Genomic DNA, 24,215 nt, shown 5'->3' on the forward strand with positions numbered 1-24,215 from the left:
CGTCCGCCGCCAAGCGCGCCGTCACACACGCCGCCCTGCTCCATCGACCTAGGGTTCGCCGCCATCCGCCCTCGCAGGGGAAAGACTCAACCATTGCGAACCGCTCGTCCGCCATTGACAATGGACAGGCAGTCCTCCCAAACCGAACTAAAGGATTCGGGCACGGGGACGCCATGACAGGTAGGTTTCGATGTGGGCGTGAAGAACCTCAAGGCACGAAGAATGCACCAGAAGGCTCAGGTGCTGTGGCGGGACGGGCATACTGAGCGAGCAGAAACACTGGCGCTCCATGCACTGGACCTGTTGCCCCCGGCTGAAGGCGCCAACATGATTCGCATTGCTGACCGTGTCTCCGTTCTGGAGACACTAGCGCAGTTCGCATCTGACCTGGCCAATCATTCAGAAGCCGAACGCCGCTGCGACGAAGCACTTGATCTTCTTAAACAGGTTGAGTCAGACGCTAGCGCGGATGCCTGGCGCGTCGCCATACTCGTCCATAAAGGAAACAGTCAACGGTTATCTGCCAAGTATGACGAATCAGCGCTCACTTTGGCTCGCGCTCTCGTACTTTCCGAACGAATTCCAGACGCCACCATGCAGGCAGGCCCGCTCAATGCCCTGGGGATTCTAGCCAAGGATCGAGGGCTTTATGAAGAGGCTGGAATCTACTACGACAAGGCACTTAGGTTACTGGTCGACCGCGGCGGAACCAATGCTCCTGAGTTGGCGGGGATTTATCACAACCTGGCTGGCCTGGCCCACATTCAAGGGCAATTTGATCGGGCCGAAGAACCCGCCCGTCAGGCGATTAGGTTGCGCAAGGCAACCAGCAGACCGGACCCTGAAGGTTTAGCTGCCGATCTGTCGGTCCTTGGTGCTGTCCTTGCTGGGCAGGAGCGTTTTGACGAAGCTGCGGATATCCTGTCCGAAGCGCTGGCGTTGTGGCAGGCTCGTTACGGCAAAAGCCACTACGAGGTCGCCGTCCAGCTTCACAATCTCGCGGCGATCCAGCAGGCCCAGGGAGAGTATTCCTCGGCGGAGGCAAGCCTGACCGAAGCCTTGGCGATCAAACGTGGCGTTCTTGGAGGAAATCACCCTGAAATCGCCGCAATTCTGAATAATCTCGCCACCGTTTACTCAGATACAGGCCGGCGTCGCGAAGCCAGTGAGTGTTACGACCATGCGATTGAAATCTTCACACAGACACTAGGCGAGGATCATGCGAGCACGGTTGCCTGCATACAGAACCGTCACAACATGAGTTGAGCGTTACATTCCCGGACGATGCCGCAGGGGGCGGCTGGTGCCAAGCAAAAAGTGGGTCGCCGTGCATTGTCATAGCGGACTGGCCGCGGACAGGTATGCGTGGGTTGGCAGAAAAGATGTCTAAACCTCATACCTGAGTCGTATGCCGCAACGGTGCAGAATGTCCGCACCAGAAGAAATTCGATGTAGTCGGCACCGGCGGGCAAGCGTAGGATCCCTACCATCACGACCCGGATCCGTTAACCATGGCGTCACCGGGACCCAAGAAATGCAGATCCCGATGCGCCTGATCTCAGAATCAGGAGCATGTTATGAAAACACTGCACAGCCTCGTGATTGGGGCATCACTCATCGCGGCCCTTGCCGGTGGATCATCTGCCCCGCCAGGAACCGGTATGTCTCACGTACAGAACGAACAGGCAGCGCTGCAACAGCTTGGCTCCCCGGTCTCCCTCTATCCCCGGGGCAGCTGCCTCGATCGAACCACATTCGAACGGGTCCTGACCTTGGCAACAATGCCTCAGCCGAATGCACCCAAAACCAAATGCAGCTGCGGAACGTCGTGTCCGTTCCCGAATCCTCCTGCTACGTGCGGCGAAGGATTTAAACGGTGCAAGACAACCACAACCTGTGACTTCAACGTCATCTGCGACGGCATGGTCATCCAGTGCTCGCACACGATAAAGGTTGAGACGTGTGTGCCGAAGGGCCAGCGCTGCCCATGATGCGTCACCAGCGCGGTTAATTCCGCGGAATGGCGGGAGATTCCGATCTTCGATCCGCACCTTAGGGAGGAGGATGTCAGCGCGCCGTTCCCCCTCAGTTTACCTCCACGCTAGCGAAGGCTATTGGTGATGGCCATGACCTCCCAGACGACGGCGAACCCTCCCCAGAGAAGACTGAACGGCACCAAGAAAGCATCAGCCCCCCGTGAACCGAACGCGCGGATCCGGCTGTCCCACCCACAACAACTGCTCACCCTGGCCGAGAAGGGGAAGAATGCGGCTTCGTGGGTCGCTCATGCCCGAAGTCTTGCACAGGCCCCTCCGCACCGGAATGGGCAGGCTTATTCGAGCCTGGCCAGGCTCAGCAGGGCCCGCCGGAAAGACGGCATCAGCCAGGCAACAGCGGCAACCGCTAACACCCCGCCGACGACAAGTATCACCGGCAGGGCGCCAAAGGGTTTCGCGCTGCCCGTCGGACCTGCGGTGGAGGGGACAGACCCTGTAGGTGACTCCGACGGTGCGGCGGCCGCCGTCGGACTCGCGGACGCAGTGGGGACTGCCGCCGCGCTCGTCACCTCGGCGGCCACCGGTTCAGCAGGCGCCACCTCCGCCGCAGGTGCGGGGGCCTCCGCGGTTGGAACGTAGTATCCGTCCACTTGCGGCGGGACGTAGACGGGAACCGGCACCGGCACCGGAGCAGGAGCAGGAACCGGCGCGGACCGCGGGACCGCCGGTTCCGGGGCAGGTTGGACAGGGGCAGCCTGGACCGGAACAGGCTGGATCCAGGGCTGCTCCACGCTGGGAGCCGGCGGAGTGGGAACGTACGTGGGTTCCACGGGCACGGGATCGGATTCCACGGGGACTTTGCCGTCGTTCGGGTCATAGCAGTAACGGATACCGTCGGACATCCAGCACACGTACTCGGCATGTGCCGGGGCGGGTGCCAGAAGCATCGCACCTCCGGCCATAAGTGCCACTGCGGCAGTGCGCCGCAACGTCATCATTCCCACGATAGTTTCCCCCAAAACAGTGGCCGGCCAGCGGCGATGCTCCGATCCTACCGCCACAATCCGCGCAGGTTCAGCCGCGACGGAGGAGTCCGTGCACGGCGGCCATCGGGGAACAAGCAGCCACAGGGACGTGACCTCGGCCGCGCGCCACGTAGGCTTCCTGCGGTGTAGGCCCACCCTGCCTGTAAACCAGACGCAGTACGCCGGAACTACCCCTTCGCGCCGACGTTTTCCTGTCGCATTCAGCTCATTCTTGAGTCACAAGGCACCTTGCTCCGAAAAGCGGAGCGCCGCCCCACGAGATAGAAGAGCCATGTTCTCACGCAATGCGATCCACATGATGATCGATGAAAAAATAAACCACCCGCACCCAAGCAGGACCACCAAAAAAGACAGGCTTGCCGTCCGTCGCAGGACAGCTGTAGCCACCACGGCTCTTGCTGCGATCGCACTCTCAGGCGGAGTGGTAGCTCCAGCCAGCGCAGCAACGCCAAGTACAGCGTCAGCAGTCACAGCCGTCCACAGCGCGTCTGCTTCCATTGGGGCTTCACCGATTCTTGGCGGTTTGCCCACCACAGGACGGGCCCCTACCGACTCCCCCAGCCTGATGGCCCAGGGCGGAGTGGGGCTCGGGCCAGGCTGGGCAAACCTGCCCAGCGGTTCTTTTGGAACGGAGGACCCCGCCGACCACATCAGCTACGAGGTCCAAAAAAATGCCGCTCCTGGAGATGTCGTGGAATTCCGCCTCGTTGTCGGTCACACGTCCAGCGGCTGGGCCAAGGCAATCATCATGCCTGACGGAGAAGGCAGCCAATGGGTGATTGAGGCCGAAGGGCGTGGCGCTTCGGCCACCAACAGCCTCTGGGCACACCAAGTAAAGAACGGACAAGTACTCACCTTCCGCAAGCCCGGTTTTTGGGGCATTTGGAGGACCACCATCCAGATCGGCTACCTCGAGGACCTGGACCCGGGAGACCGAGTCGTCTTCACTTGGAACAAGGACTGACCGGATCTAACTTCTCCACCTCATTCGCCGGAGCCCGGGGCCGCAAGTCCGGGGCTCCGGCGACTTGGTCACGGTCGGACGGGCCGTTCGGCCTGGATCAAGACCTCGGTGGAAGGGGGTCGTCGGAAGCTACCAGCCCGGTGCGATAGGCTGCGGCAACCGCGGCCGCACGGTCGTGGAGCCCCATTTTCATCAGCAGCCGGCTTACGTGGGTCTTGACCGTAGCCTCGGAAATGAACAGGTGGTCAGCAATGGCCTTGTTTGCCAGCCCGTGGGCGAGGAGCACCAGGACTTCACGTTCGCGTTGTGTAAGGCCAATAACTTGTTCTGATGTGGGTAGCGGGGACTCCGGCCTGCCCTTGAATTCGGCCAGAAGGCGTTTGGCTACCGCTGGATCAAGCCAGGCCTCCCCGTTGGCAACGGCATGTATGGCTGCAACGAGCTCAACCGGCGCAGCATCCTTAAGCACGAAGCCTGAAGCACCCGCACGGAGTGAACTCCGGACCGCCTCGTCGACATGGTAGGTCGTTAGCACGAGGACCGCAGGAATAGAGTAGCTGTCCGGTTCAGCCCCGATAATCCGCCTGGTGGCCTCAACGCCATCCATTACCGGCATGCGGACATCCATCACAACCACGTCCGGCTTCAGTTTGGGCACGCTGGAAACGGCCGCTTGGCCGTCGTCGACGACGGCAACCACTTCGATGTCAGGTTCGGCGTCCAGGATCATCGCTAGCCCTGTACGCATCAGAGGCTCGTCATCGGCGAGCAGCACACGGATCACGACGGAACTGCCGTCGGCAGGACGGCATGCACGCGATAGCCGCCACCGTCGTGGGGGCCCACGGAAAGTTCCCCGCCCATTAGCTTGACCCGTTCGCGAAGACCGACGAGGCCGAATCCACTGCTCAGATCCTTGGTGATGGATGGGACTGAGCCGGCATGATCATTGTCCACATCGATGGCTAGGGTCCCGTCCTGTTGGAAGAGCACCACATCAGCATGGGAGCCCGGACCGGCATGCCGGGTGACATTGGTCAGAGCCTCCTGCACGACGCGATATGCGGCCATCTCTATACTCGGGTCGAGATGCGCCGCCAGACCCCGCATTGAGAGGTTGACGCTTACTCCAGTTGCCTCGGTCTGTCTGACCAGCATTTCGAGATTCTTCAGCGTCTCGGGTGTCCCGTTCCGGGAAGCTTCGTCGTCGGTGACTGACCGCAGGACTTCGAGCAACCGGCGCAGTTCCCCCATTGCCTGCTTGCCGACCACCTCGACGGATTCAAGGGCAGATTTGGCAAGGGCCGGGTTGCGATCCAGTTGCCGTTTCGCGCCTGACGCCTGCAAAACCATTACCGTCACTGCGTGGGCGACAATATCGTGCAACTCCCGCGCAATCCTCAGCCGTTCCGAGGCTACGGCCTCCGCGGCCATGGCCTCCCGCGTCTCCACCAGCTCCCGTGCGCGGCGGCTCGTTGCCGCGGCCGACCTCCCAAAAAACCAGACCGCGAGGTCCACCATCGCAAAAACGGCCGCCACCCCGGCAACAGTGGCCCAACTGCCTAACGCGGCTGAGCTTCCATAGAAGGCAATGAACGAGTGGGCACCCAAGGTTGCCGCCAGACACCATCCGCATTGCCGAAGAGGCCGCAACGCCGCCGCAGTGTAGAGCGCGACGAACAGACTCAGCAACGGACGTGACCCCACACCGATTGTAAGAATGGCCGCAAAGGCGCACAGCCCGAGGCTGACAACGACAGGTGCGTGACGGCGAAGTGCTAAGAGCGGCAGAATCGCCAGGTTGAGGAGCACAACCACAATCGAGGACGCATCAAATGCAGACCAGCCCTTGTTTATGACGGGTTCCATCAGCGGCGTGAACAAGACGGTGTCGAGCCCCACAGCCACCGAAGCGACCGTGAAATCACGAGACGAAATGTCGGACGGCCGCACGTGAAAGTCAATCCCAGTGCAAGAGGTGACGGCAGATAAAGTCAGCAGGGGTGATGCCAGCCACGTTCACGGTAAAGAATTCTGGCTTCGCGGCTATCTCCGGGGTCCGTTGCAAACCCTGTAGAGGGTTATCGGGCGCGGCTAGCGTTTCGAATTCGTTGGCTAGGGACGCCTTCACCGCATCCCAACGGGACGCGTTGGGATGCTCCTGCCTAGCCATATTGAACTTTTCCTGCGAAGCTTTCCCGCCCTTTCGGGCGGGATCGGATCTGAAGCTAACCACGCCGAACGTCGCACCGCCCTCGTCGCCCTCGAGTATGCAAACTTGGTCAGGGTCGAGCCACTGGGCTTTTTCCTTCTCGTGCTCGGGGACGAATATTCCGAATTCCTTGCCGGCGAGCGACTCCGGCCATGGGCTAAACAGCCCGGAATCGACGCCATGTCCCCGGATCAACACACCTCTCGCCACCGGCGGCCCCAAACCCGGCGTGAAGATGAAGAGTGATATGACCGGAGCAACGGCCGTCTGGTCACTGGCCATGGTGGTTCCTCCTCCAAGCCCCCGGTGAGGGATGGTCCACCCGGGTTTCGGTGCCGTTTCCTACCAGTCTGCTCTGCGTATTAGCGCGGGGCAAGACGATCAGCTCTGCTGGGCACGTTGAGTCACCGGGACATCCCGAGAGCACCGGCATGCATGATTTGGGGTACCCGAGATACGCCTTGGACAGTAGGCACTCACGAATGGATTCACTGTTCCAGGGGGACGATTTCCCGAATCCTCGGCGGCAAACTGATCGTGTTCGCGCGATAAAGCCGAGCAGGAAGCAATTACGAGGTGAAAAGCACAATGCCATCCAAGGCGGAAAAATCCGCATTCAAATACACCGACTTCTACTGCTACATGTCGCTAGCCGACTTCACTGTGTACATCTCCAATGACGATGAAATCGAAGGGTCCTTTCCTATTTCCAGCGACGAGTGAGTTCCTCGCATCAGGGCGACGTGCCAGTCCACACCATCAACGCCAGTGCACGGTTCTGCGCGTACCGCCGCTGCCCCATGTCACGACGGCGGCAGGCCGCCCGCGCCTCACCGCTCCCCCGCCCTGCGTTCAGGCCGCGAGTGCGCCGCCGTCGCGGCTTCGTAGCCGGGGCCGAAGGGCAGCGTGGCCATGTCCAGCCTGGGGTTGGTGTCCTGGGTTGCCACCAGGTGGCGGGCAGCTTCCTCCGAATCCACGCTGGGCATTGACCCGGGCAGGTGCCGCCCGGCGGATTCGGGCAGGAAGTAGATGGTCACAGCGGCGATGGCCGAGGTGGCCGTGAGGTAGTACGCCGGCATCAGGTCATTGCCTGTCAGTTGGATCAGGCTCGCAATGATGAACGGGGCGGTGCCGCCGAAGATGGCCACGGCGAAGTTGTAGGCGATGCCCATGGCCGCGTACCGGTTGGCCGTGGGAAACAGCGCCGGCAGAGCCGAGGCGAGATTGGCGACGTAGAACGTGACGGGGAACGCCACCATGGACAGGCCTGCAATGGTGGCCGGGATGGTACCGACAGAGAGCAGGAGGAACGCGGGGAGCGCCAGGACCACCGTGCTGAGGGCACCTATCCACAGGACGGGGCGCCGGCCGATCCGGTCCGAAAGACGGCCGGTCAGCGGGATGCACAGCGCCATGACCACCAGGACCGGGACGGTCAGGAGGGTGCCGTTGACCTCGTCGTAGCCCTTGTTGGTGGTCAGGTATGTGGGCATGTAGGACGTGAGGGCGTAGCCCACCGTATTGGCCGCCGCCACCAGGACCATGGCCAGCATGATCCTCTGCCAGTGGGCCTTGAAGATTCCCACCGGGCCCATGGGCTTGAGCACTTCACCGGTCTCGGGATGCCTGGCGATCTCGGCCTCTGCCTCGAGGGTTGCCTGGAACGCGGGTGACTCCTCAATCTTCATCCGGAAGTAGATCGCGACGATGCCGAGGGGCCCGGCGATCAGGAACGGTATGCGCCATCCCCAGGCCTCCATCCCGGCTTGGCCCAGCGTCAGCTGGAGGACGGACACCAGGGCTGCGCCGAGGGCAAAGCCCAGGTAGCTGCCCATGTCCAGGAAGCTGACGAAGAATCCGCGGCGGTGGTCCGGGGAGTGTTCACTGACGAACGTGGTGGCGCCGGCATACTCACCCCCGGCGGAAAAGCCCTGGACCAGCTTGGTGATGACCAGCAGCACGGCAGCCCAGATGCCCAGCACCGCGTACCCCGGGAGCAGGCCGACGGCGAAGGTCGCCGCAGCCATCAGCATCAGGGTCATGGCCAGGACTTTCTGGCGGCCGATCTTATCGCCAAGCCAGCCGAAAAAGACGCCGCCCAGCGGACGGGCGATAAACGTTGCTCCGAAGGTTCCCAGCAGGAACAGGTTCTGCACGGCTTTGTCTGCTTCCGGCAGGAACACCGGCCCCATGGTGGTGATCAGGTAACCGAACACCCCGACGTCGTACCATTCCATCGTGTTGCCCACGATCGTCCCGCCGAGCGCTTTCCGCAGGGTCCGGTGGTCAACGACGTTGACGTCTGAAACGCGGAGACGCCGTTTCTGCAGAGGTTGCTGTGTCATGACCGCACCACCTGCACATCAAAGGGGCGCCTTGGCTGCTGTACCGGCACTGTGATTCCTCCAGTGGCCACGCGCCACCCGACGGATGGCGCCGTCTTTGGCGTTGGACTTACCGTGATGGCGAGGCCAAAGTGTCCGGCAACCGTGCCGGGCTGTCGAGAAAAGCCGGATGCCCGGTCCGTCGGAGGGAACTTCTGGTCCGCTCCTGTCCCGGGTTATGTCGGCTTATTAGTGCTGCTCCGATCATTTTGGCACCGCTGCCCGGGCACATCAATGGAGCCCCGGTGATTCGCCCGTATGGTGTTGTCAGGCACGAGCGAGCAAGGGGATGCGATGACGGAAACAACCGAGGCACAGCAGACTGTCGAACAGGCCGGTTCGCTGGAGCTGATCCGGGTTCCCGCGTGGGAAGCCAAGTACAGCCTCAGCGACAACCCGGAAGAGCTTGCCCATCTGATCTGCTGCCGCGACCTGGAATGGCGCCGTGCCCTGTGCGGGTACGTCGAGGAAGACCCGAAGCTCCTGCATGACTCTGAGAACATCTGCACCATGTGCGTCGAGACGGTGGAACGGCTGGGAGTGGCCCTCGGAGACAGGCAGTGCCCCATCGACCAGCGCGAGTGTCCCCCTGACGATGAGGTCCACAGGATGATTGACGAGCGCGTCTCCCCCTAACGTCCCTCCACCAGTTGATTGCGCCGCTGCGGCTGCCGGCGTGATCATGAGATTGGGAAAGCGCAACGCCCCACCCGACATTTTGGAGTGGTCCTCATGCCTGAACGTCACATCAGAGTGCAGCGTCGCATGTCTGCACCCACGGCTTCCGTCTGGGCCCTGTACGCCGACTTCCCGAATCTCGCGAAGCACTGGAGCGGCCTCAGGACCACAAGAGCCATCGGTAGCCAGACCAGCGGCATGGGCGCCCGGCGCCGCGTCGAGTTGAAGCCAATGGGCAGCATGACGGAAACCGTCACCGTCTGGGAGGAGGGCCGCCGGATGGACACCCAGAATCAGCCGAGCAAATCGGTGCCCTTCAAACAGGCCAGATCATCGCTCACGCTCACGCCCGACGGCGACGGGACGCTGGCCACCTTCGACTACCGGTATGTCCCCCGGGGCGGCCCCGTCGGCCGGCTCACCGGGCCTCTGATCGACAAGATGCTAACGGCGACCTTCACCGACATGCTGGCCGCCACCGGGAAGGCCGCCCGCGCGAACGGGTAGCTGCCCGCACCAAGAGAGGACCCAACCCGGCTGGCCGATCCCAGCGGTCGGTGAATTCGCGACGAACGGCCGTTAACCTCCCCTCCAACTCCCCGCACCAAGCGCGCAACCTCGCCTCCCTAGCGTGGACAGGTCGCCGGCGGACCGCCGGCCCCGCTATTCCAGGAGGAACCCCCATGCGCCCAGTCCTGACTGCCGCGGCAACAGCCGCCCTGATCGCCGCCATGGCGAGCCCCGCCGTCGCCGCCCCGGAAAACGGTGCCGGCGCACCGTCGTCGAACGCTGCCGGTGCCGCCACCTCCGATCTAAAGGTCAACGAACGCAACGGGTCCTTTGACCTGCAGAGCCACCGCGGCGGCCGCGGCGAATGGACCGAGGAGTCCCTCGCCGCGTTCACGAATTCCCTGGCGCTGGGCGTGACCACCCTCGAGCTGGACACGCATCTCACCGAGGACGGCAAGGTGATCGTCTGGCACGACGACACCATCTCCGCCACCAAGTGCCTGGACACCGCAGCCGCTACCGCCGGCGACCCCGAATTCCCGTACGTGGGCGACCGCGTGGCCGACCTGTCCCTGGCGCAGGTCAAGACGCTCAACTGCGGCTTTACCCAGCTGGCCGGCTACCCCGAACAGGACGTCATCGAAGGCAACCGGATCGCCGAACTCAAGGATGTCTACCAGCTGGTCCGCGACACCGGCGCCGCGAAGGTCCGCTTCAACGTGGAGACCAAGGTGGAGAGCAGCGAGGTGGGCGGCGCCGGCATGGAGTCCCTTACCCGCGCGGTGGTGGCGGAGATCCAGGCGTCCGGCATGTCCGAACGCACCACCCTGCAGTCCTTCGACTGGTCCTCGCTGAACCTCACCCAGGAGATCGCGCCAGGCCTTCCCCTGGTGGCGCTCTCCAGCGGCGACGCATGGATGGGCGTGGGCCAGCCCGGCGCCAGCCGCAATCTGGGCGGCATCGACATCGACGACTACGACGGTTCCCTGCCGAAGGCGGCTGCTGCCCAGGGGTACGACGTCGTCTCCCCCACGTTCCGCTCCGTCACCGCCGGGATGATCGCCGAAGCCCACGGACTGGGCCTGCCCGTGGTCCCGTGGACCGTGAACACCACCGCCGACATGGCACGCCTGATGGACCTGGGCGTGGACGGCATCATCACCGACTACCCCACCCGCCTGCGCACCCTCATGGAAGAGCGCGGCCTGAAGCTGCCCAAGGCGTACGAGGTCCAGGGTTAAAACATCCCCGACGGGTTCTGCGTCACTTATAGACTGCTGTGGCATGCGTCCCTCGATTACTAGGAGCAACTCATGAACTACAGCGGAAGCCCGTCCGAAAAGCCCGTCGCAGCAGGTGACCTCGACCGCAGCCATATAGGCCAGAGTGTGAGCTTCCAGGCGAATGACTTCACGGTTGTCTTTGGAACCATCGCCGGCATTGCCCGGACGGACGCCCAGGTCTATTTGTCCCTGCAGGGCGTGGGCGGCGGAACCCACCTGAAGGATGAGTACGACCTGCCTGTCGGTCACAACGTCTACCTGCAGATGGACCCGTTGAGCAGCGCCGGAAAATCACTGTCCGATGTGGAGCGGGTCATCAAGGAGAAGTTCGACGAGATCAAGCACAACCTTCGGGACCGGGACCAGAAGACCGGGTCCGAGTAACCGGCCTTAACTCAGAGGAACCCCGCAACGCCAAGCGCTGCGGGGTTCCTCTTTTTGTTTGGCCTCTTGACCGGGCTACCGGCGGACAAGCCGCCACAGGGAGGTGACCTCGGCCGCGCGCGCCTCGTACAGGGGATCGTCGCCGTCCGATGCCTTCGGATGCGTTGGCCTGGTGTCGAGCCGTTCCGTCACCGTCAGCCCGGCCGCCCCGATGGCCTCCAGCAGGTCCTCGCGCGTCCGCAGGCCCAGGTGCTCGGCCAGGTCGGAGAGGACAAGCCAGCCCTCACCTCCCGGCTCCAGGTGGTCGGGGAGTTCGTTCAGGAAGCGGAACAGCATCCTGCTGCCGGGATCGTAGACGGCGTTGTCCAGGCTGGAATGCGGCGTGGCCGGAATCCAGGGCGGGTTGCACACGATGAGCGGCGCCCGTCCGGGCGGGAACATGTCGGTCAGGACCGCCTCGGCACGGTCCTCGACACCGAGGCTCCGGAAATTCTCGGCGGCGCAGGCGATGGCACGCGGTTCATTGTCCGTGGCCACCACGCGGCGGACGCCGCGGCGGGCGAGGACGGCAGCGAGCACCCCGGTGCCGGTTCCGACGTCGAACGCCAGCGTCTCGGAGGGCAGCGCGGCGGCTGCCACGAGATCCACATATTCACTGCGGGTGGGGAAGAACGTGCCGTAGTGCGGGTGGATGCGGCCTTGCAGGGCATCGACGTAGACGCCGTTCCGCCGCCATTCGTGGGCGCCGATGGCCCCGACGAGCTCATGCAGGGACACCACGGACGGTTCGCCGATATCGCCGTACGCCTCCGCGGCGGCCTCGCGGATATCCGGTGCGCGGCGCAGCGGCACCACCGGGCCGGGATCAAGGGGAATCAGCACCAGGCCGAGAATGCGGGCACGGTGCGAGCGTGACTGGCGGTGCCGGTAGAACTGGTCTGCCGGAGTTCCTGCGGTCTTCTTCCCGGCGCCGATCCGCCGGTCCAGGGCGTTGAGGATCTGCCGCGCGTTGTGGAAGTCACCGTGCCAGAGCATCGCGATCCCCTGGGACGCCATCCGGTTCGCATCATCGGCCGTGAGGGAATCGTCCACCACTTCCACGCGCGTCGGCGCCGGCCTGCCGTTTGCCGAACGCCAGCGCGCGGTCTTGCTCTCCCCCGCCTCGCTCCAGGTCACGACGGCGGGTCCAGCCGCCGCAGCCGTGCGCACCGGTTCCGGGACCGGCGTCGGGATTGTGGCGGGAGCTGGTGTGTCAGTACTGATGAAGGATCCATTCCGAGAGTCCGGGGCCGATCGGGACTGACGATTTGCAGCGGCGATTCGACGACGTCCAAGGCTACGGCCCAGGATTCCAGACCGTCAGCCGGCCGTGAGGCGCGCTTGGTCGATGGCCGCTGGAGCCCTTGAACTACCTTGTCAGGATACAGGGGTGCCGACGGCGGCATACCGGGGCTTCCCGCTCCGGGGGCCGCCGCAACTCAGGTCTGTGGAATGCCGGGCATTTCCGGGGCGTTGGACAGCTCCTGCACGTCCTGGATGACCTCGTTGTGCCGCAGGAACCACGGCTTGAACGGCGGATCAAAGCGGGCAAACCGTGGCGGGCCCACCGCCGTCAGCCCGGCGATCGTCAGGGCGGCCTGCAGCCCCGCATTTCGGCGCGCAAAAGCCTTTCCGGTGCCGCTGCCCGTGAAGCGGACCACGGCGGCAAGCGAACCCGGAACGGCCCGGACCCCGACGCCGGGGTTCGTCGGCACCGGAGCCGTCTCCGCCGTCGTACCGACGGGCAGCACAAAGGCAACCACAAAGTCAGCCGGCGCATCGCTTCCCGGCAGCGGACCGCTCTGCAGCACCGGCGCGGTCATCGCAAGCTTCCGCGACGGGCCGCTCTCCTGGATGACCGGCGCCGTCATCGCCAGTTTTTGCCCGGCCGTGTTGCTGCCGCTGATGTAGTTGAACAGGTGCCGGAAGGCTGCGTTGCCGGCCCGGTCAAAGGTGGCGTTGACGTGTACCTCCGCCACTACGTATCCGGGATAGCGGCGCAGCTCAAAGTGCGGATAGCGGTGGACCAGTTCGTAGGGCTGCTGCTCAGTCATGGTCCTCCAGACCCTACGCCGGTCCGGTGCCGGCGGCCAGAGACCTGGCTTCATCCAGCCACGAAAACCCCTAGACATGTGACCATTTAGTCACCTATTCTGGAGGTGTGGACGCCGTATTCAAGGCCCTCGCCGACCCCACCCGCCGGGACCTGCTCGATGAGCTCTTCCGGGAGGACGGGCAAACTCTCCACGCTCTCGAGGCGCATTTCGACATGACCCGCTACGGGGTCATGAAGCACCTCAGGCTGCTGGAGGATGCCGGCCTGGTGGTCACCCGCCGTCGGGGCCGGGAGAAACTCCATTTCCTCAATCCGGTGCCCATCCGCCTGGTCCACGACCGCTGGGTCAGCAAGTACGCCGAACCATGGGCCGCTGCCCTCAGCGACCTCAAAACCCGATTGGAAAGTCCCATGGAAAAGATCTTCGAAATCTACATCAAGACCACCCCGGAACGGCTCTGGGAAGCCATCACGGACAGCGAGATCCGAAGCAAATACCAGTTCGGAATGAACATCCGCTCGGACTGGACGCCGGGGTCCAGGTTCGAGATGTCCCCCAACGGGGCGGACCTGCTGGGCGAAGGCGAGAACCTCGAGGTCGATCCCCCACGCAGGCTCGTCCAGTCCATGCGCGCACTCTGGGGCGAGGACGTCAAAGCCGAAGGCTACTCCCGCATCACGTGGGAGATCGAACCGGTGGGCGAGGATTCCTGCCACCTCACCGTCACCCACGACCAGCTCCGCGAAGGCGCCAACGATCAGCTGTACGGCGGCTGGCCGATGATCCTCTCCGGCCTGAAGACCTGGCTGGAAACGGGTGAGAAACTCACCACCCCCGGCTCCCTCATGTACACCTAAAGGCGACCGGCGGGGCGCCGCCGTCGTACTTTCCGTGGACGTCAGGCGCCCGTGCAGCAGCAGGGCGGCCTTGAACCCGGCCGCCCTGCCGGTCTGTACAACGAACCTCGACTCACGGGAGACTGACGCCATGCGCAAACTGACCTTCGCCATGAATGTGAGCCTGGACGGCTACACCGCCGCGCCCGGCGACGACCTCGGCTGGAGCGTACCGAGTGACGAGCTGTTCCAATGGTGGTCCGACCGGGTAGGGGCGACAGGCCTGGCGCTGTACGGGCGCAAACTGTGGGAGGGGATGAGTTCCCACTGGCCGACCGCCGACCAGCAGCCCGGCGTCACACCTGCGCAGACCGAGTACGCCCACCGCTGGCGGGACATGCCGAAAGTGGTGTTCTCCTCGAGAACCATCCCGGTCGACTGGAACACCCGCCTGGTCACCGGCGACGCGGTCACCGAGATCACCCGGCTCAAGGCCGGCGACGGCGAGTCCATGGACATCGCCGGCGCCACACTCGCGGCCGCGGCCATGCGGGCCGGACTGATCGACGAATACGCACTCGTCACCCACCCGGTGCTGGTGGGCGGCGGCACGCCGTTCTTCACAGCCCTGGACAACTGGGTGAACCTGGACCTGATGGAGACCCGGACGTTCGCCGGCGGCATGGTCCTGACCAGGTACGAGACAAGGCGCTGAGTGCGCCGGATACTGTGGCTTTTTCCTTGTGTTTGAATGGCGGGATGGACAAATGGGGATCCACCGTGGCACAAAAACTTCGTAAGGGTGACCGGGTGGCGATTCTGTCACCGTCGTTCGCTGCGCCCGGCTTCGCGCCTGCAGTCCACGAGCAAGCCATCAACCGCTTCGCCGGCGCCACAGGTCTTGTGCCCGTGGAATTCCCGACGACCCGCCGGCTCGGTGCAACCGCCGAAGACCGTGCCGCCGATCTCAACGCGGCCTTCGCTGACCCAACCATCCGAGCCATCCTCGCCACCATCGGCGGTGATGACCAGATCACTGTCATCCCTTATCTGGACGCCGAAGCCGCCCGGGCCGATCCCAAGATCTTTCTTGGTTACAGCGACAACACCAACCTGCTGAACTGGCTCTGGGCCCACGGCATCGCCGGTTTCTACGGTGGGTCCACCCAGGTTCATCTCGGTCCCGGCCCCGGCATTGACGAAGTCCACCTCACATCATTAAGGGCCGCCCTGATGACCGGCGGTGAACTCACCATTACCGATCCGGGTGAAGCCGAGGACTATGGCAAGGATTGGCATGACCCGCAAGCACTTGTCGAATTCGGAGAACGGGAGCCCACCGAACCGTGGGCATGGGCCGGGCCGGCGCGGCTGGTATCCGGACGGACCTGGGGCGGATGTCTGGAGGTCATCGACCAGCTTGCGCTGGCAGACCGCCTGCCGCCTGTTGAGGACCTGCACGGGTCCATCCTGCTGCTGGAAACCAGCGAGCTGATCCCGCCCGCCGACTGGGTGAAGCGGTGGGTCCGCGCACTCGGAGAGCGCGGCATCCTCAACGCGGTCCACGGGGTTCTCGTCGCCAGGGCACCAACCAGCAATTTTGAACACCAGCCGGAACCCGATGAACGCGCCCGGCTGCGCGACGCCCAGCGGGACGCGGTCATTGAAGAGGTCACCCGGTACAACCCCGAGGCCGTCATCTGCATCGGGGTGCCGTTCGGGCATACCCGTCCCCAGTGGATCCTGCCCTACGGCGGACAAATCACAATGAACGGGTCAACGCGCACCATCACCGCGTCCTATAGCTAATTAGCTCTGACAGGCCGCGTGCTCGCGGTCCCTTCCGGCGCGATGACTCACTCGGAGGCGTGCGGTGCGTTCAGTTCGCCTGCAATCTTCACTTCCAGCGCCGCCACCGTGACGTCGGGCAGGACGATGAGACCGTCCAGTTCCTTCCGGGCGCGCTTGTACGCGGTCTGCCGTTCGGCAGGCGTTGCGGCGTTGTCGGAGGCGATGTTGAGCAGCTTCCTCGCCGTCGTCAGGCGCTGGCGTTCCAGCTCCGAGAAGTTGTGGTCCCTGATTCGCATAGCTTCGCGCTCTGCGACGTCGAATGCCAGCTCAAAGCCGTGCACGGCTGTCCGGTACTCGGCCAGCCGGGCTGCCGTCGTGATGTCGCCCGGAGCGTCCGGCCGCAACCCGTCCGCCGCTTTCTTCGCCCGGAGGAAAGCCACGGTAAGAGGCTCCCGCACATCCGTCATGACCGGGAAGTCGATGAGCTTCCCGACGTCGAGCTCGTAATCCAGCCACCGCCGGTTCACGGCGTCGTGCGCTGCCATCAGGGCGGCAACCTGGGCCTGGCTGGCCTGTTCCGCCTGCACGGCCTGGTTCTTGAGCGTGTACAGCTCCACACGGCGACGGTGCCGGCGTTCGCTGGCCTTGGACCACTGCCGCGCCCACCCTCCGGCCATTCCGCTGAGAGGGAAGACCAGCCACCAGTAGCTGCGCAGGAAGTCAAAGAATTGGTCCACGGATTCATCCTCCCACTGCCCCCGTCGCACCCCAAGGGCCTTCAACCGGTCCGAGGGCCCAGGCCTTTGTCCCGGGCGGCACGGGTTCCGCCTGTTCACCAAGTCAGACATCATGGAGCGTGAGGGTCACGTCACTGGCTCACGCCCGACGGATATGTTCAGCAGCACCGGACTTCGGAGGTACACACTATGTCTGATTTCGATCTCGAAGCACTCCGGGAACAAGCGGCACGCGGCGACACCGACGCCGTGGGGCAATTGATCGAACTGGCCGCGGAGCGGGAAGACTTCGAGGAACTGCGGCGTCTCGCGGACGGCGGCAGCGGGGATGCTGCCGACCAGCTCGTTGAACTCGCCGCCGAAAAGTCGGACCTCGACGAGCTCCGGCGGCTCGCCGCCAACGGCAACAGCGATGCCGCCGACGTTCTCGCCGAGCTCACCGACGAAGAGCCGGACGATGAATGAGCAGCCCGCCAGCCATGCCCTGAACCTGGAATGCAGGCTGGCGGCTCCGCCCGAGAAGATCTTCAGGATGCTGACCGACGCCACCGAACTGGCGAAGTGGTGGGGTCCGGAGGGCTTCACCCTTCCCTCCGCCGAACTCAACCTGGTGGCGGGCGGCCGCTACCGCTTCCGCATGGCACCCCCGGACGGCGAGCCCTTCTACCTCTCCGGCGAATTCCTCGAAATCGACCCGCCCTGGCACCTCGTGTACACCTTCAACTGGGAAGAACCGACCCCCGACGACCGTGAGACCGTTGTGGACCTCGCGCTCGCCGGCGACGGCACGGGCACCCGGCTGGTCCTCTCCCAGGGCCCGTTCGTGACCGAGGAACGGCTGGCCGTGCACCGCGACGGCTGGACCGAATCCTTCGCGAAGCTGCAGCGGCTGTGACCCGGCATTCCGGTTCCCTCACCTGTTGTCCCCTAAGAGCAACCATCATGTGACCGCAGCCGCTATAGTCGCGGGATGACTGCCAAGACCTACCCGCTGACCGGCACCGTCGGGGCCCGGGTGATGCACCCCTCCGACGCCGGACCGCTGCAGGCCGCCTACCAGCTGAACCGGAACCACCTTGCCCCCTGGGGACCGGACCGGCCGGCCGCGTTCTACACCGCTGAAGGGCAAGCCGAAGTCATCGGTTCCAAGCTGGCCCAGCACGCCGCCGGCTCCGAAGTGCCGTTCATCCTGCTGGAAGACGAGCGCGTGATCGGCACACTGACCGTCAGCAGCATTATGCGCGGGCCTTTCCTCAGCGCCAACCTCGGCTACTGGGTGGACCAGGAGTTCACCGGCCGGGGAATCGGCTCCGCCGCCGTCGCCTTCGCCCTTGACTATTCGCGGCAGGAGCTGGGACTGCACCGGCTGCAGGCGGTCACGCTCACCCACAACGCAGCCTCCCAAAAGGTCCTGACGAAGGCGGGCTTCACGGAGATCGGGCTGGCTCCCGCGTACCTGCTGATCGCCGGTTCCTGGCAGGACCACATCCTGTACCAGCGCATCCTCCATTGATCCGAAGGTGCATCCAGCTAACCACGCCGGGCGCCGCCGTCGTACGCGGTCCTCTTCTCTCATCCCTCCCAGTGCGCGGGCATCACCAGGTCCGCGGGCAGCCGCGTGGTGCGGCTGCCGCTGGCGGAGTTGAGCTGCGGCTGGGTCAGGAACAGTGCCGCCGACAGGTCGGCGCCGCCAAGCCGCGCGTCCCGGAGGTCCGCGCCGAGCAGATCCACGCCCGACAGGTCAGCGTTCCGCAGGTCGGCCGCAATCAGATACGCCCCTCTGAGGTCTGCGCCGCACAGCCGGCGGCCCCTGAGATTGCTGCCCATCAGGTCCGCTCCCGGCCCCAGCCCCGCGTCAAGGTGTTCATTCCCGGCGGCAAAATAGGACGCCCGGACTTCCGAGCTGACGTCCATCAGCGTCGAGCGCACCTGGACGTGAAGGTCCTGGACATCCAGCGCGAGCAGCTGCTGCAGGCCGCCGTCGACGAGCTGCCCGATACTGGCGCCGAGCTCCCTGGCGCACTGCGCGACGTCGGGATCAAAAGTCCGACGCCGGGCCTCGGCTAAGTGCCAAAGCATCTCGTGCAGCTGCCGCACGGTTTTGAACGCGGCAAACATCTGGCCTTTGGTGCCCGGATCCTCACTCCAGCTCGTGCCGCCGAAGAGCCCCTGGGACACCTTCTGGCCGGCGCCGAAACAGTCAAAGACGGTGCAGCCGCGGAAACCCCGCGGGCGCAGGCTGGTGTGGATGGTGCAGGAGAAGTCGGGGGCGAGGTTTTGGCAGGGAGTGCCGGCGGGTTTGTCGAGCGCAAAATCCGCAGACCGCGAGAATCCGAAGGCGGTACAGCAGAGGGCAAAGCAGTTGGCGCAGTCAGGCCGCAGGGACTGCCGGTCCAGGGCAGGCGTGAACGTAATCGGTGCCATGCGCGCCATCATTCCCGGTGAATCGCCGTGCAGCAAGGATTGCCCTGCAGGACCTTGTGAGGCTCCAGAGTTTCCCAATTGGGTATAGGAAAACTATTGACTATAGGGCCTTGATCCGTACCCTTAAAGCACAACGCATTCCAAGGAAGGTCCCGTGGAGGCTAAAGCTAAAACCCAGGACCCGCGGCCCGGACGGCACGCCGCCCGGCGCGACGAAATCGTCCAGGCGGCGTGGGCCGAGGCCGAAGTCAACGGCCTGTCCGCCATCTCGCTGACTCAGGTTGCCCGCAGGGTGGGCCTGCGGCAGCCATCCCTTTATTCCTACTTCCCTTCCAAGAACGCGCTGATCGACGCATTGTTCGCGGAAGCCGCCGGTACCTTGCTACACGAGCTGGAGCATGCAGCGTACCCGGAATCGCCCCGGGAAGGCGCGAGGCTCGTTGCGCGGACCGTACTGCAGTTTGGTGTGTCCCACCCCGTCCAGGCGCAACTCATCTTCCAGCGCTCGATTCCCGGCTATGAGCCATCTCTGGAAGCGTATGGCCCTGCGCTGATGATGCAGGAGCGATACGTCCGGAAACTCAACGAGGCCGGAGTCACTGCGTCCTCCGACGTCGACATTTTCACGGCCCTCGTCGCCGGGCTGGCCAGCCAGCAACACGCGAACGAGCCCGGAGGAGTCCGCTGGGTATCGCAGCTGGACACCGTCCTCGACATGTTTTTTTACTATCTGGACCACCAAGGCCGGACCTAAACCGGACTGGCCGCAAGCGAAGGCAGGGAGCGCCATGCCCGCAGAAAACTTTCCGATGGACGTGGCAGCGATCGGAAGGATCGCCCACCAGGAAGCCATGCAGTTGGCAGCAGAAGAAAACACCCGGTTCCACAACCTCCTGCTGCAACTCGGCACCGATGACTGGCAGAAGGGAACTGACTGCGCCCGCTGGTCAGTCCGGGATGTTGCCGTGCACGTCACAGCATCCGCGGAAGCGCAGGCCTCATTTGTCGAGTTCGCGCGCCAGGTCATCCGGGGGCGGGGGCTCACCACCAAAATTGGCGGGCGGCACTGGGTCGACGGGGTCAACGAGGCCCAGCTTCGGGCCAGAGGCCATATCACTGCCGAAGAAATCCCGTCGAGGTGGGACCACGCGTCCGCGGCAGCGCTCACCGCCCGGCAGCAGCTGCCCCCAGCCGTAGGGGCCCTCAGACTACTTCCGATGGGCAGCGTGGACGGGGTTGAATTCGGCTGGCAGCCGCTGAGTTACCTCTTCGACATCGGGTTCACCCGGGACGTATGGATGCATCGCATCGACATCTGCCGGGCGACCGGCCACCCCGTCAATCCGACACCGGAGCACGACGGCCGCATCGTCGAAGACATCATTGCCGAGTGGGCCACGCGGCACAAGGAACCGTTCTGCCTGAAACTCACCGGACCCGCCGGCGGCACCTTCATTCGTGCGGAAGATCCTGAAATCGACTGCTTTGAACTTGACGCAATCGACTGCTGCCGCCTCCTGTCAGGCCGGGGAACGCCCAAGGGAGTCCTCCGAAACCTGCTGCCGCTCTGACATCCGGCATCCGAAGCAGGTGCGGGCATGCGAGCTATTTCCCGGTCAGCGCGCTGCCTCCTCGCGTGCCTCCTGTCGGTCGGAATCCTCGGCGGGGCGGCCGCACCCGCGCCGGACCCGCCTGCCTCTGCACCGGCGAATCCCGCAGCGGCCTACCAGGCCGTGGACACTTTCCTGCGGGGGCAGCTCGACGACGTCGGGATCCCGGGTGCCGCCGTCGCCGTCGTCCGGGATGGGATCCAGGTGCACTCCGCAGCATTCGGCCGCGCCGACGAGTCCGGGCGGCCGATGACCGCCCGGACACCGGTCCTGCTGGCCTCCACCAGCAAGTCCCTCACCGCCATCGCCGTGATGCAGCAGGTGGAGGCCGGCCGGCTTCGGCTGGATGAGCCGGTCCGGACCTACCTGCCCTGGTTCACGCTGGACGACAGCCGCTCGTCCGCGATCACGGTCCGGCATCTCCTCCACCAGGCCAGCGGCATGTCATCCAGGGACACCGCCTTCGAAGCCTCCGACGCGCAGGGCCCGGAGGCGCTCGAGGATGGAGTCCGTGCCCTCGCAGACGCCCCGCTCGACGGCGACCCGGGGGCGGGCTTCCACTACGCCAGCGCCAACTTCAACATCCTGGGCCTGCTGGTGCAGACGGTCTCCGGCCAGCCGTTCGGCGACTACCTGAAGCAGCGCGTCTTCGGGCCGCTGGAAATGGCCCACAGCCATCCGACCCGGGCCGCCGCACGCGCGGACAATGCTGCCGCCGGGCACTCGCTGTGGTTCGGTTCGTTCTGGCGCCAGACCGATGTGCCCGCACCCACCACAGGGATGCCGTCTTCCACGCTCTATGCCTCAGCCGAGGACCTGGCCCACCAGCTGATTGCGCTGCTCGACGGCGGCCGGTACGGCGACGCCAGGATCCTCCAGCCCGGGAGCGTGGCGGCCATGTTTGAGCCCCGTGTGCAGGTGGACGGCTCCAAGGGGTATGCCATGGGTTGGTACACCCGGCCGCTCGTGGAGTCCGCCGATCCCGCCGCACCGCCCGTTCCGGAGGCCGGCCTGCCGCTCCTGCTGGAGCATCAGGGCGAATGGGGCAACAGCCACACGTACCTGGCTGTGGTTCCTGAGTCCGGCCTCGGCGTCGCCCTGGTCATCAACGGCAACGACACCGCCGCCCCGTCACGGCTCAAGTCCATCGACACCAACCTCCTGCGGATCCTGCACGGGCACTCCCCCGTTCCCGCGGTGGTGTTCGAGGACTGGCTGCAGCGCTACAGCTGGGCCGCTGCCCTCACGCTGCTGCTGGCGGAGCTGCTGAGCCTGTGGCTGGCGCTGCGGTTCCTGCCCCGGCGGCATCCTGCGTCCGGGACGCGCTGGGGTCCGTTGGCGTGGGGCGCCGCGGCCCTCGCCCTCGACGGGTTCGCCCTCTGGCTGTGCCTCGCCTACGCCCCGGCCCGCTTCGACACCCACCTGTCCGTCATCATCCGCCAGTTTCCCGACGTCGGCATTTCGCTGCTGCCGGTCCTCGCCTTGGCCATCGTCTGGCCGATCCCCCGGACGCTGTGGCTGCTCGCGACGCCGCGGGCCCGCCCGCAGGCGCCCCGTCCAGGCTCGGGCTTGTGAACCGGAGCACCAACTACTGTCTTCAGCTCTTCATTCCGCGTACGAAGGGGGCCTTGCCAAGGGCTGTTCTTTCGAGTTGGTCCACGATCCTGACGTCCACGCCCGTTTGTATGGCGCCGGCTTCGCTAAGAGTAGTGCGCATGCCGGTGCGAACTGCCTCAAGCGAGCTACCGGGTGTGAGGCCGGCGAGGAGGACCCGCAGCTTGCCGGGTTCCTGGATGACTTGCCATCCTGCGAGGCCGGCCTGGTCCAGCACGTGGTGGAACACGATGGGATGGACGGCTACGGTTCCTGTCCTGCCTGGCAGGTGGAGGATGTCTTCGATCCGGCCTTCGATATCCTCCATGAGCATGAAGGAGCGCCCGCAGGGGCACCCGCGCCCACCAAGCCGGACGGTATCGGACATTTCGTAGCGGATCAAAGGGAGGGTGCGGGAGAACAGGACGGTCACCAGGAGCCTTGCTCCGGTGGTTCCCGGCGGCACCGGGTTTCCGTCCCGGTCCACCGGTTCAATGATCAGCAGGTCTTCGTACAAATGCCGGTTCCTGTACTTGCAGGGGGAGGCGATGCCGGCCGTTTCGGTCGCGGCATAGACGTCGAAGGGCGCGCTTCCCCCGGCAGCTTCGAGTTCCGCAGCGGTGTGCGGGGTAAGCACTTCGGAGGCGGACATCACGCCCTGCGGTGAAATGTGCAGGTGTCCGGCGTGTTGCTCTGCGGCGAGGGGTTTGAGCGCTGAGGCGTACCCCACCAGGACCCTGGGCTGGAACCGGTTCAGCGCCGCGACCGTTTCATCCGTGGGGTCAGTAACGTCCAGTCGAAGGGTAGGGACGAGCCGGGAACGCAGGGAGGCGCCGACGACGGCGGACTGGTGTGTGGGGACGCGGGAGCTGACCAGGGCCACTTTCAGGGGCCGGGTCAACCCCGCGGAGATCCCTGCCCAGTCGTTTGCCCTAGCGTAGGAGGCCAGGACGGTCCCCCATTCCGAGCGGTTCCAGACGAAGGTTCCCCGCCGGCCTGTGGTCCCGGCAGTCGCCGCAGCCCACCATTTGCCCTTCCACGGCACCCCCGGGTCTCCCCCGCGCTCGGTGAGGAACCGCAGATGATTTTCCAGATCGGATATTCGAACGTCCGGTGTGGTGACGGCCTCGTCGAAGTGCTCCATCAGATCCGCCTTCGTAACGATCGGCAGCTGATTCAACGGGGCATCGTGGAGTCCGGCGTGGTGGCGGCGATAGAACTCCGAACCTGCATAGGCGGCACGGCCAGTTCCTGCAGGGCGTGGGCCTGATGGGCGGCAATCCTGGCGGCATCCCAGTGGTCCCGCTTCCTCCACGCGGCCCGGAGAAACAGCACACGCGAGATGAGCCGGAGGTCCATGAGGGCTCGCCTTTCGCCGCGCCGCCTGCAGCTCAGCGTGGGGAGCCGCGGCCACGGCGGAGCGCCGCCAGGCGGGCAGTGTATTCGTTCTCATCGATTTCGCCGCGGGCAAACCGCTCTGAGAGCAGGTCCTCAGCAAAGCCGTGCCCAGGGGCCCCGCCCTCGTACCGCCTTCCGCCGGGTCCCACCGACCGGGCGAAAAGGACAACGGCGGTGATGATGACACCCCAGAACAGCACGAAGCTCACCACCATCAGGACGTACCACCATCCGCCCATGCTCCCGTCCCCGCCCCAGAACATCATTTCCGC

Annotated in this window: 28 protein-coding genes; 16 read left to right on the forward strand and 12 right to left on the reverse strand. The window is 64.8% G+C overall.

The window, feature by feature from the left end; translation table 11 throughout:
• Positions 1–192: 192 nt before the first annotated feature.
• Positions 193–1,266 carry a tetratricopeptide repeat protein gene (locus GUV69_RS09640; protein ID WP_208786623.1) on the forward strand — a complete coding sequence of 358 codons (1,074 nt, stop codon included), beginning with the start codon at positions 193–195 and terminating at the stop codon, positions 1,264–1,266.
• A gap of 1,066 nt (positions 1,267–2,332) precedes the next feature.
• On the opposite strand, the gene GUV69_RS09645 is transcribed toward GUV69_RS09640, so the two are convergent.
• Entirely contained in the window at positions 2,333–2,995 is a 663-nt protein-coding gene (locus GUV69_RS09645; RefSeq protein ID WP_164201823.1) for a hypothetical protein, read from the reverse strand.
• 571 nt (positions 2,996–3,566) lie between these two features.
• Between GUV69_RS09645 and GUV69_RS09650 the strand changes: the two genes are divergently transcribed.
• The gene (locus GUV69_RS09650) at positions 3,567–4,007 is read left to right on the forward strand and encodes a hypothetical protein (protein ID WP_164201825.1); all 441 of its coding nucleotides are present in this window, start codon (positions 3,567–3,569) and stop codon (positions 4,005–4,007) included.
• A 97-nt stretch (positions 4,008–4,104) separates the two neighbouring features.
• On the opposite strand, the gene GUV69_RS09655 is transcribed toward GUV69_RS09650, so the two are convergent.
• The 3 genes from GUV69_RS09655 to GUV69_RS09665 are packed head-to-tail and all read right to left on the reverse strand — an operon-like array spanning position 4,105 to position 6,501.
• Positions 4,105–4,791: a response regulator gene (locus tag GUV69_RS09655; protein ID WP_164201827.1), complete on the reverse strand. Its 687-nt coding sequence runs from the start codon at positions 4,789–4,791 to the stop codon at positions 4,105–4,107.
• Positions 4,788–5,960: a sensor histidine kinase gene (locus GUV69_RS09660; protein WP_164201829.1), complete on the reverse strand. Its 1,173-nt coding sequence runs from the start codon at positions 5,958–5,960 to the stop codon at positions 4,788–4,790. The genes GUV69_RS09655 and GUV69_RS09660 overlap by 4 nt, the downstream gene beginning before the upstream one ends.
• Before the next feature lie 7 nt (positions 5,961–5,967).
• Complete coding sequence (locus GUV69_RS09665) at positions 5,968–6,501, reverse strand: ubiquitin family protein (protein WP_164201832.1); 534 nt, start codon at positions 6,499–6,501, stop codon at positions 5,968–5,970.
• 306 nt (positions 6,502–6,807) lie between these two features.
• Between GUV69_RS09665 and GUV69_RS23440 the strand changes: the two genes are divergently transcribed.
• Positions 6,808–6,942, forward strand: coding sequence for a hypothetical protein (locus GUV69_RS23440; RefSeq protein WP_280113742.1), 135 nt, complete (start codon positions 6,808–6,810; stop codon positions 6,940–6,942).
• Between the two features lie 107 nt (positions 6,943–7,049).
• On the opposite strand, the gene GUV69_RS09670 is transcribed toward GUV69_RS23440, so the two are convergent.
• On the reverse strand, positions 7,050–8,564 hold the full coding sequence (locus tag GUV69_RS09670) for an MFS transporter (RefSeq protein ID WP_164201835.1): 1,515 nt from the start codon (positions 8,562–8,564) through the stop codon (positions 7,050–7,052).
• Positions 8,565–8,897: 333 nt separating this feature from the next.
• Here GUV69_RS09670 and GUV69_RS09675 point away from each other — a divergent pair, with 333 nt between their 5' ends.
• The 4 genes from GUV69_RS09675 (at position 8,898) to GUV69_RS09690 (ending at position 11,458) form a co-directional block, all read left to right on the forward strand.
• Positions 8,898–9,239, forward strand: coding sequence for a hypothetical protein (locus tag GUV69_RS09675; protein WP_164201837.1), 342 nt, complete (start codon positions 8,898–8,900; stop codon positions 9,237–9,239).
• Positions 9,240–9,335: 96 nt separating this feature from the next.
• Positions 9,336–9,788 carry an SRPBCC family protein gene (locus GUV69_RS09680; RefSeq protein ID WP_164201839.1) on the forward strand — a complete coding sequence of 151 codons (453 nt, stop codon included), beginning with the start codon at positions 9,336–9,338 and terminating at the stop codon, positions 9,786–9,788.
• A 176-nt stretch (positions 9,789–9,964) separates the two neighbouring features.
• Positions 9,965–11,032 carry a glycerophosphodiester phosphodiesterase family protein gene (locus GUV69_RS09685; protein ID WP_164201841.1) on the forward strand — a complete coding sequence of 356 codons (1,068 nt, stop codon included), beginning with the start codon at positions 9,965–9,967 and terminating at the stop codon, positions 11,030–11,032.
• Between the two features lie 72 nt (positions 11,033–11,104).
• The gene (locus GUV69_RS09690) at positions 11,105–11,458 is read left to right on the forward strand and encodes a hypothetical protein (RefSeq protein ID WP_164201843.1); all 354 of its coding nucleotides are present in this window, start codon (positions 11,105–11,107) and stop codon (positions 11,456–11,458) included.
• 75 nt (positions 11,459–11,533) lie between these two features.
• On the opposite strand, the gene GUV69_RS09695 is transcribed toward GUV69_RS09690, so the two are convergent.
• Both GUV69_RS09695 and GUV69_RS09700 read right to left on the reverse strand, forming a co-directional pair.
• Positions 11,534–12,634: a N5-glutamine methyltransferase family protein gene (locus tag GUV69_RS09695; protein WP_164201845.1), complete on the reverse strand. Its 1,101-nt coding sequence runs from the start codon at positions 12,632–12,634 to the stop codon at positions 11,534–11,536.
• A gap of 302 nt (positions 12,635–12,936) precedes the next feature.
• Positions 12,937–13,551 carry an SOUL family heme-binding protein gene (locus tag GUV69_RS09700; RefSeq protein ID WP_164201847.1) on the reverse strand — a complete coding sequence of 205 codons (615 nt, stop codon included), beginning with the start codon at positions 13,549–13,551 and terminating at the stop codon, positions 12,937–12,939.
• A gap of 107 nt (positions 13,552–13,658) precedes the next feature.
• Between GUV69_RS09700 and GUV69_RS09705 the strand changes: the two genes are divergently transcribed.
• The 3 genes from GUV69_RS09705 to GUV69_RS09715 all read left to right on the forward strand — a co-directional run bounded on the left by GUV69_RS09705 (position 13,659) and on the right by GUV69_RS09715 (position 16,199).
• A complete protein-coding gene (locus GUV69_RS09705; protein WP_164201849.1) occupies positions 13,659–14,411 on the forward strand; it encodes an ArsR/SmtB family transcription factor in 753 nt (250 codons plus the stop codon).
• Positions 14,412–14,541: 130 nt separating this feature from the next.
• Positions 14,542–15,105 carry a dihydrofolate reductase family protein gene (locus GUV69_RS09710; RefSeq protein WP_164201851.1) on the forward strand — a complete coding sequence of 188 codons (564 nt, stop codon included), beginning with the start codon at positions 14,542–14,544 and terminating at the stop codon, positions 15,103–15,105.
• Between the two features lie 44 nt (positions 15,106–15,149).
• Entirely contained in the window at positions 15,150–16,199 is a 1,050-nt protein-coding gene (locus GUV69_RS09715) for a S66 family peptidase (protein ID WP_164201853.1), read from the forward strand.
• Positions 16,200–16,246: 47 nt separating this feature from the next.
• Here GUV69_RS09715 and GUV69_RS09720 read toward each other — a convergent pair whose 3' ends face one another.
• Entirely contained in the window at positions 16,247–16,918 is a 672-nt protein-coding gene (locus GUV69_RS09720) for a hypothetical protein (RefSeq protein WP_164201855.1), read from the reverse strand.
• 189 nt (positions 16,919–17,107) lie between these two features.
• Between GUV69_RS09720 and GUV69_RS09725 the strand changes: the two genes are divergently transcribed.
• From GUV69_RS09725 to GUV69_RS09735, 3 genes are all read left to right on the forward strand, one after another.
• A complete protein-coding gene (locus GUV69_RS09725) occupies positions 17,108–17,383 on the forward strand; it encodes a hypothetical protein (protein WP_164201857.1) in 276 nt (91 codons plus the stop codon).
• The gene (locus GUV69_RS09730; RefSeq protein WP_164201859.1) at positions 17,376–17,813 is read left to right on the forward strand and encodes an SRPBCC family protein; all 438 of its coding nucleotides are present in this window, start codon (positions 17,376–17,378) and stop codon (positions 17,811–17,813) included. Before GUV69_RS09725 ends, GUV69_RS09730 begins: the two co-directional genes overlap by 8 nt.
• 75 nt (positions 17,814–17,888) lie before the next feature.
• A complete protein-coding gene (locus GUV69_RS09735; RefSeq protein ID WP_164201861.1) occupies positions 17,889–18,431 on the forward strand; it encodes a GNAT family N-acetyltransferase in 543 nt (180 codons plus the stop codon).
• Positions 18,432–18,490: 59 nt separating this feature from the next.
• On the opposite strand, the gene GUV69_RS09740 is transcribed toward GUV69_RS09735, so the two are convergent.
• Positions 18,491–19,351, reverse strand: a complete 861-nt coding sequence (locus GUV69_RS09740; RefSeq protein WP_431197127.1) for a pentapeptide repeat-containing protein — start codon at positions 19,349–19,351, stop codon at positions 18,491–18,493.
• Between the two features lie 145 nt (positions 19,352–19,496).
• On the opposite strand from GUV69_RS09740, the gene GUV69_RS09745 reads away from it, so the two are divergent.
• Genes GUV69_RS09745 through GUV69_RS09755 form a run of 3 tightly spaced genes read left to right on the forward strand, consistent with a single transcriptional unit; the run spans position 19,497 to position 22,527 of the window.
• A complete protein-coding gene (locus GUV69_RS09745) occupies positions 19,497–20,096 on the forward strand; it encodes a TetR/AcrR family transcriptional regulator (RefSeq protein ID WP_164201865.1) in 600 nt (199 codons plus the stop codon).
• Between the two features lie 34 nt (positions 20,097–20,130).
• Positions 20,131–20,913: a maleylpyruvate isomerase family mycothiol-dependent enzyme gene (locus tag GUV69_RS09750; RefSeq protein WP_208786624.1), complete on the forward strand. Its 783-nt coding sequence runs from the start codon at positions 20,131–20,133 to the stop codon at positions 20,911–20,913.
• Positions 20,914–20,940: 27 nt separating this feature from the next.
• Entirely contained in the window at positions 20,941–22,527 is a 1,587-nt protein-coding gene (locus tag GUV69_RS09755) for a serine hydrolase domain-containing protein (RefSeq protein WP_164201867.1), read from the forward strand.
• Positions 22,528–22,549: 22 nt separating this feature from the next.
• On the opposite strand, the gene GUV69_RS09760 is transcribed toward GUV69_RS09755, so the two are convergent.
• The 3 genes from GUV69_RS09760 to GUV69_RS09765 are packed head-to-tail and all read right to left on the reverse strand — an operon-like array spanning position 22,550 to position 24,209.
• A complete protein-coding gene (locus tag GUV69_RS09760) occupies positions 22,550–23,689 on the reverse strand; it encodes a phenylacetate--CoA ligase family protein (RefSeq protein WP_244292679.1) in 1,140 nt (379 codons plus the stop codon).
• Positions 23,690–23,721: 32 nt separating this feature from the next.
• A complete protein-coding gene (locus GUV69_RS23225) occupies positions 23,722–23,904 on the reverse strand; it encodes a hypothetical protein (RefSeq protein ID WP_244292680.1) in 183 nt (60 codons plus the stop codon).
• Positions 23,905–23,936: 32 nt separating this feature from the next.
• Positions 23,937–24,209, reverse strand: coding sequence for an SHOCT domain-containing protein (locus GUV69_RS09765; RefSeq protein ID WP_208786625.1), 273 nt, complete (start codon positions 24,207–24,209; stop codon positions 23,937–23,939).
• Positions 24,210–24,215: the final 6 nt, after the last annotated feature.

Origin of the sequence: [Micrococcus luteus] ATCC 49442, assembly GCF_010367585.1 — a bacterium.
Classification (GTDB): domain Bacteria; phylum Actinomycetota; class Actinomycetes; order Actinomycetales; family Micrococcaceae; genus Arthrobacter; species Arthrobacter luteus_A.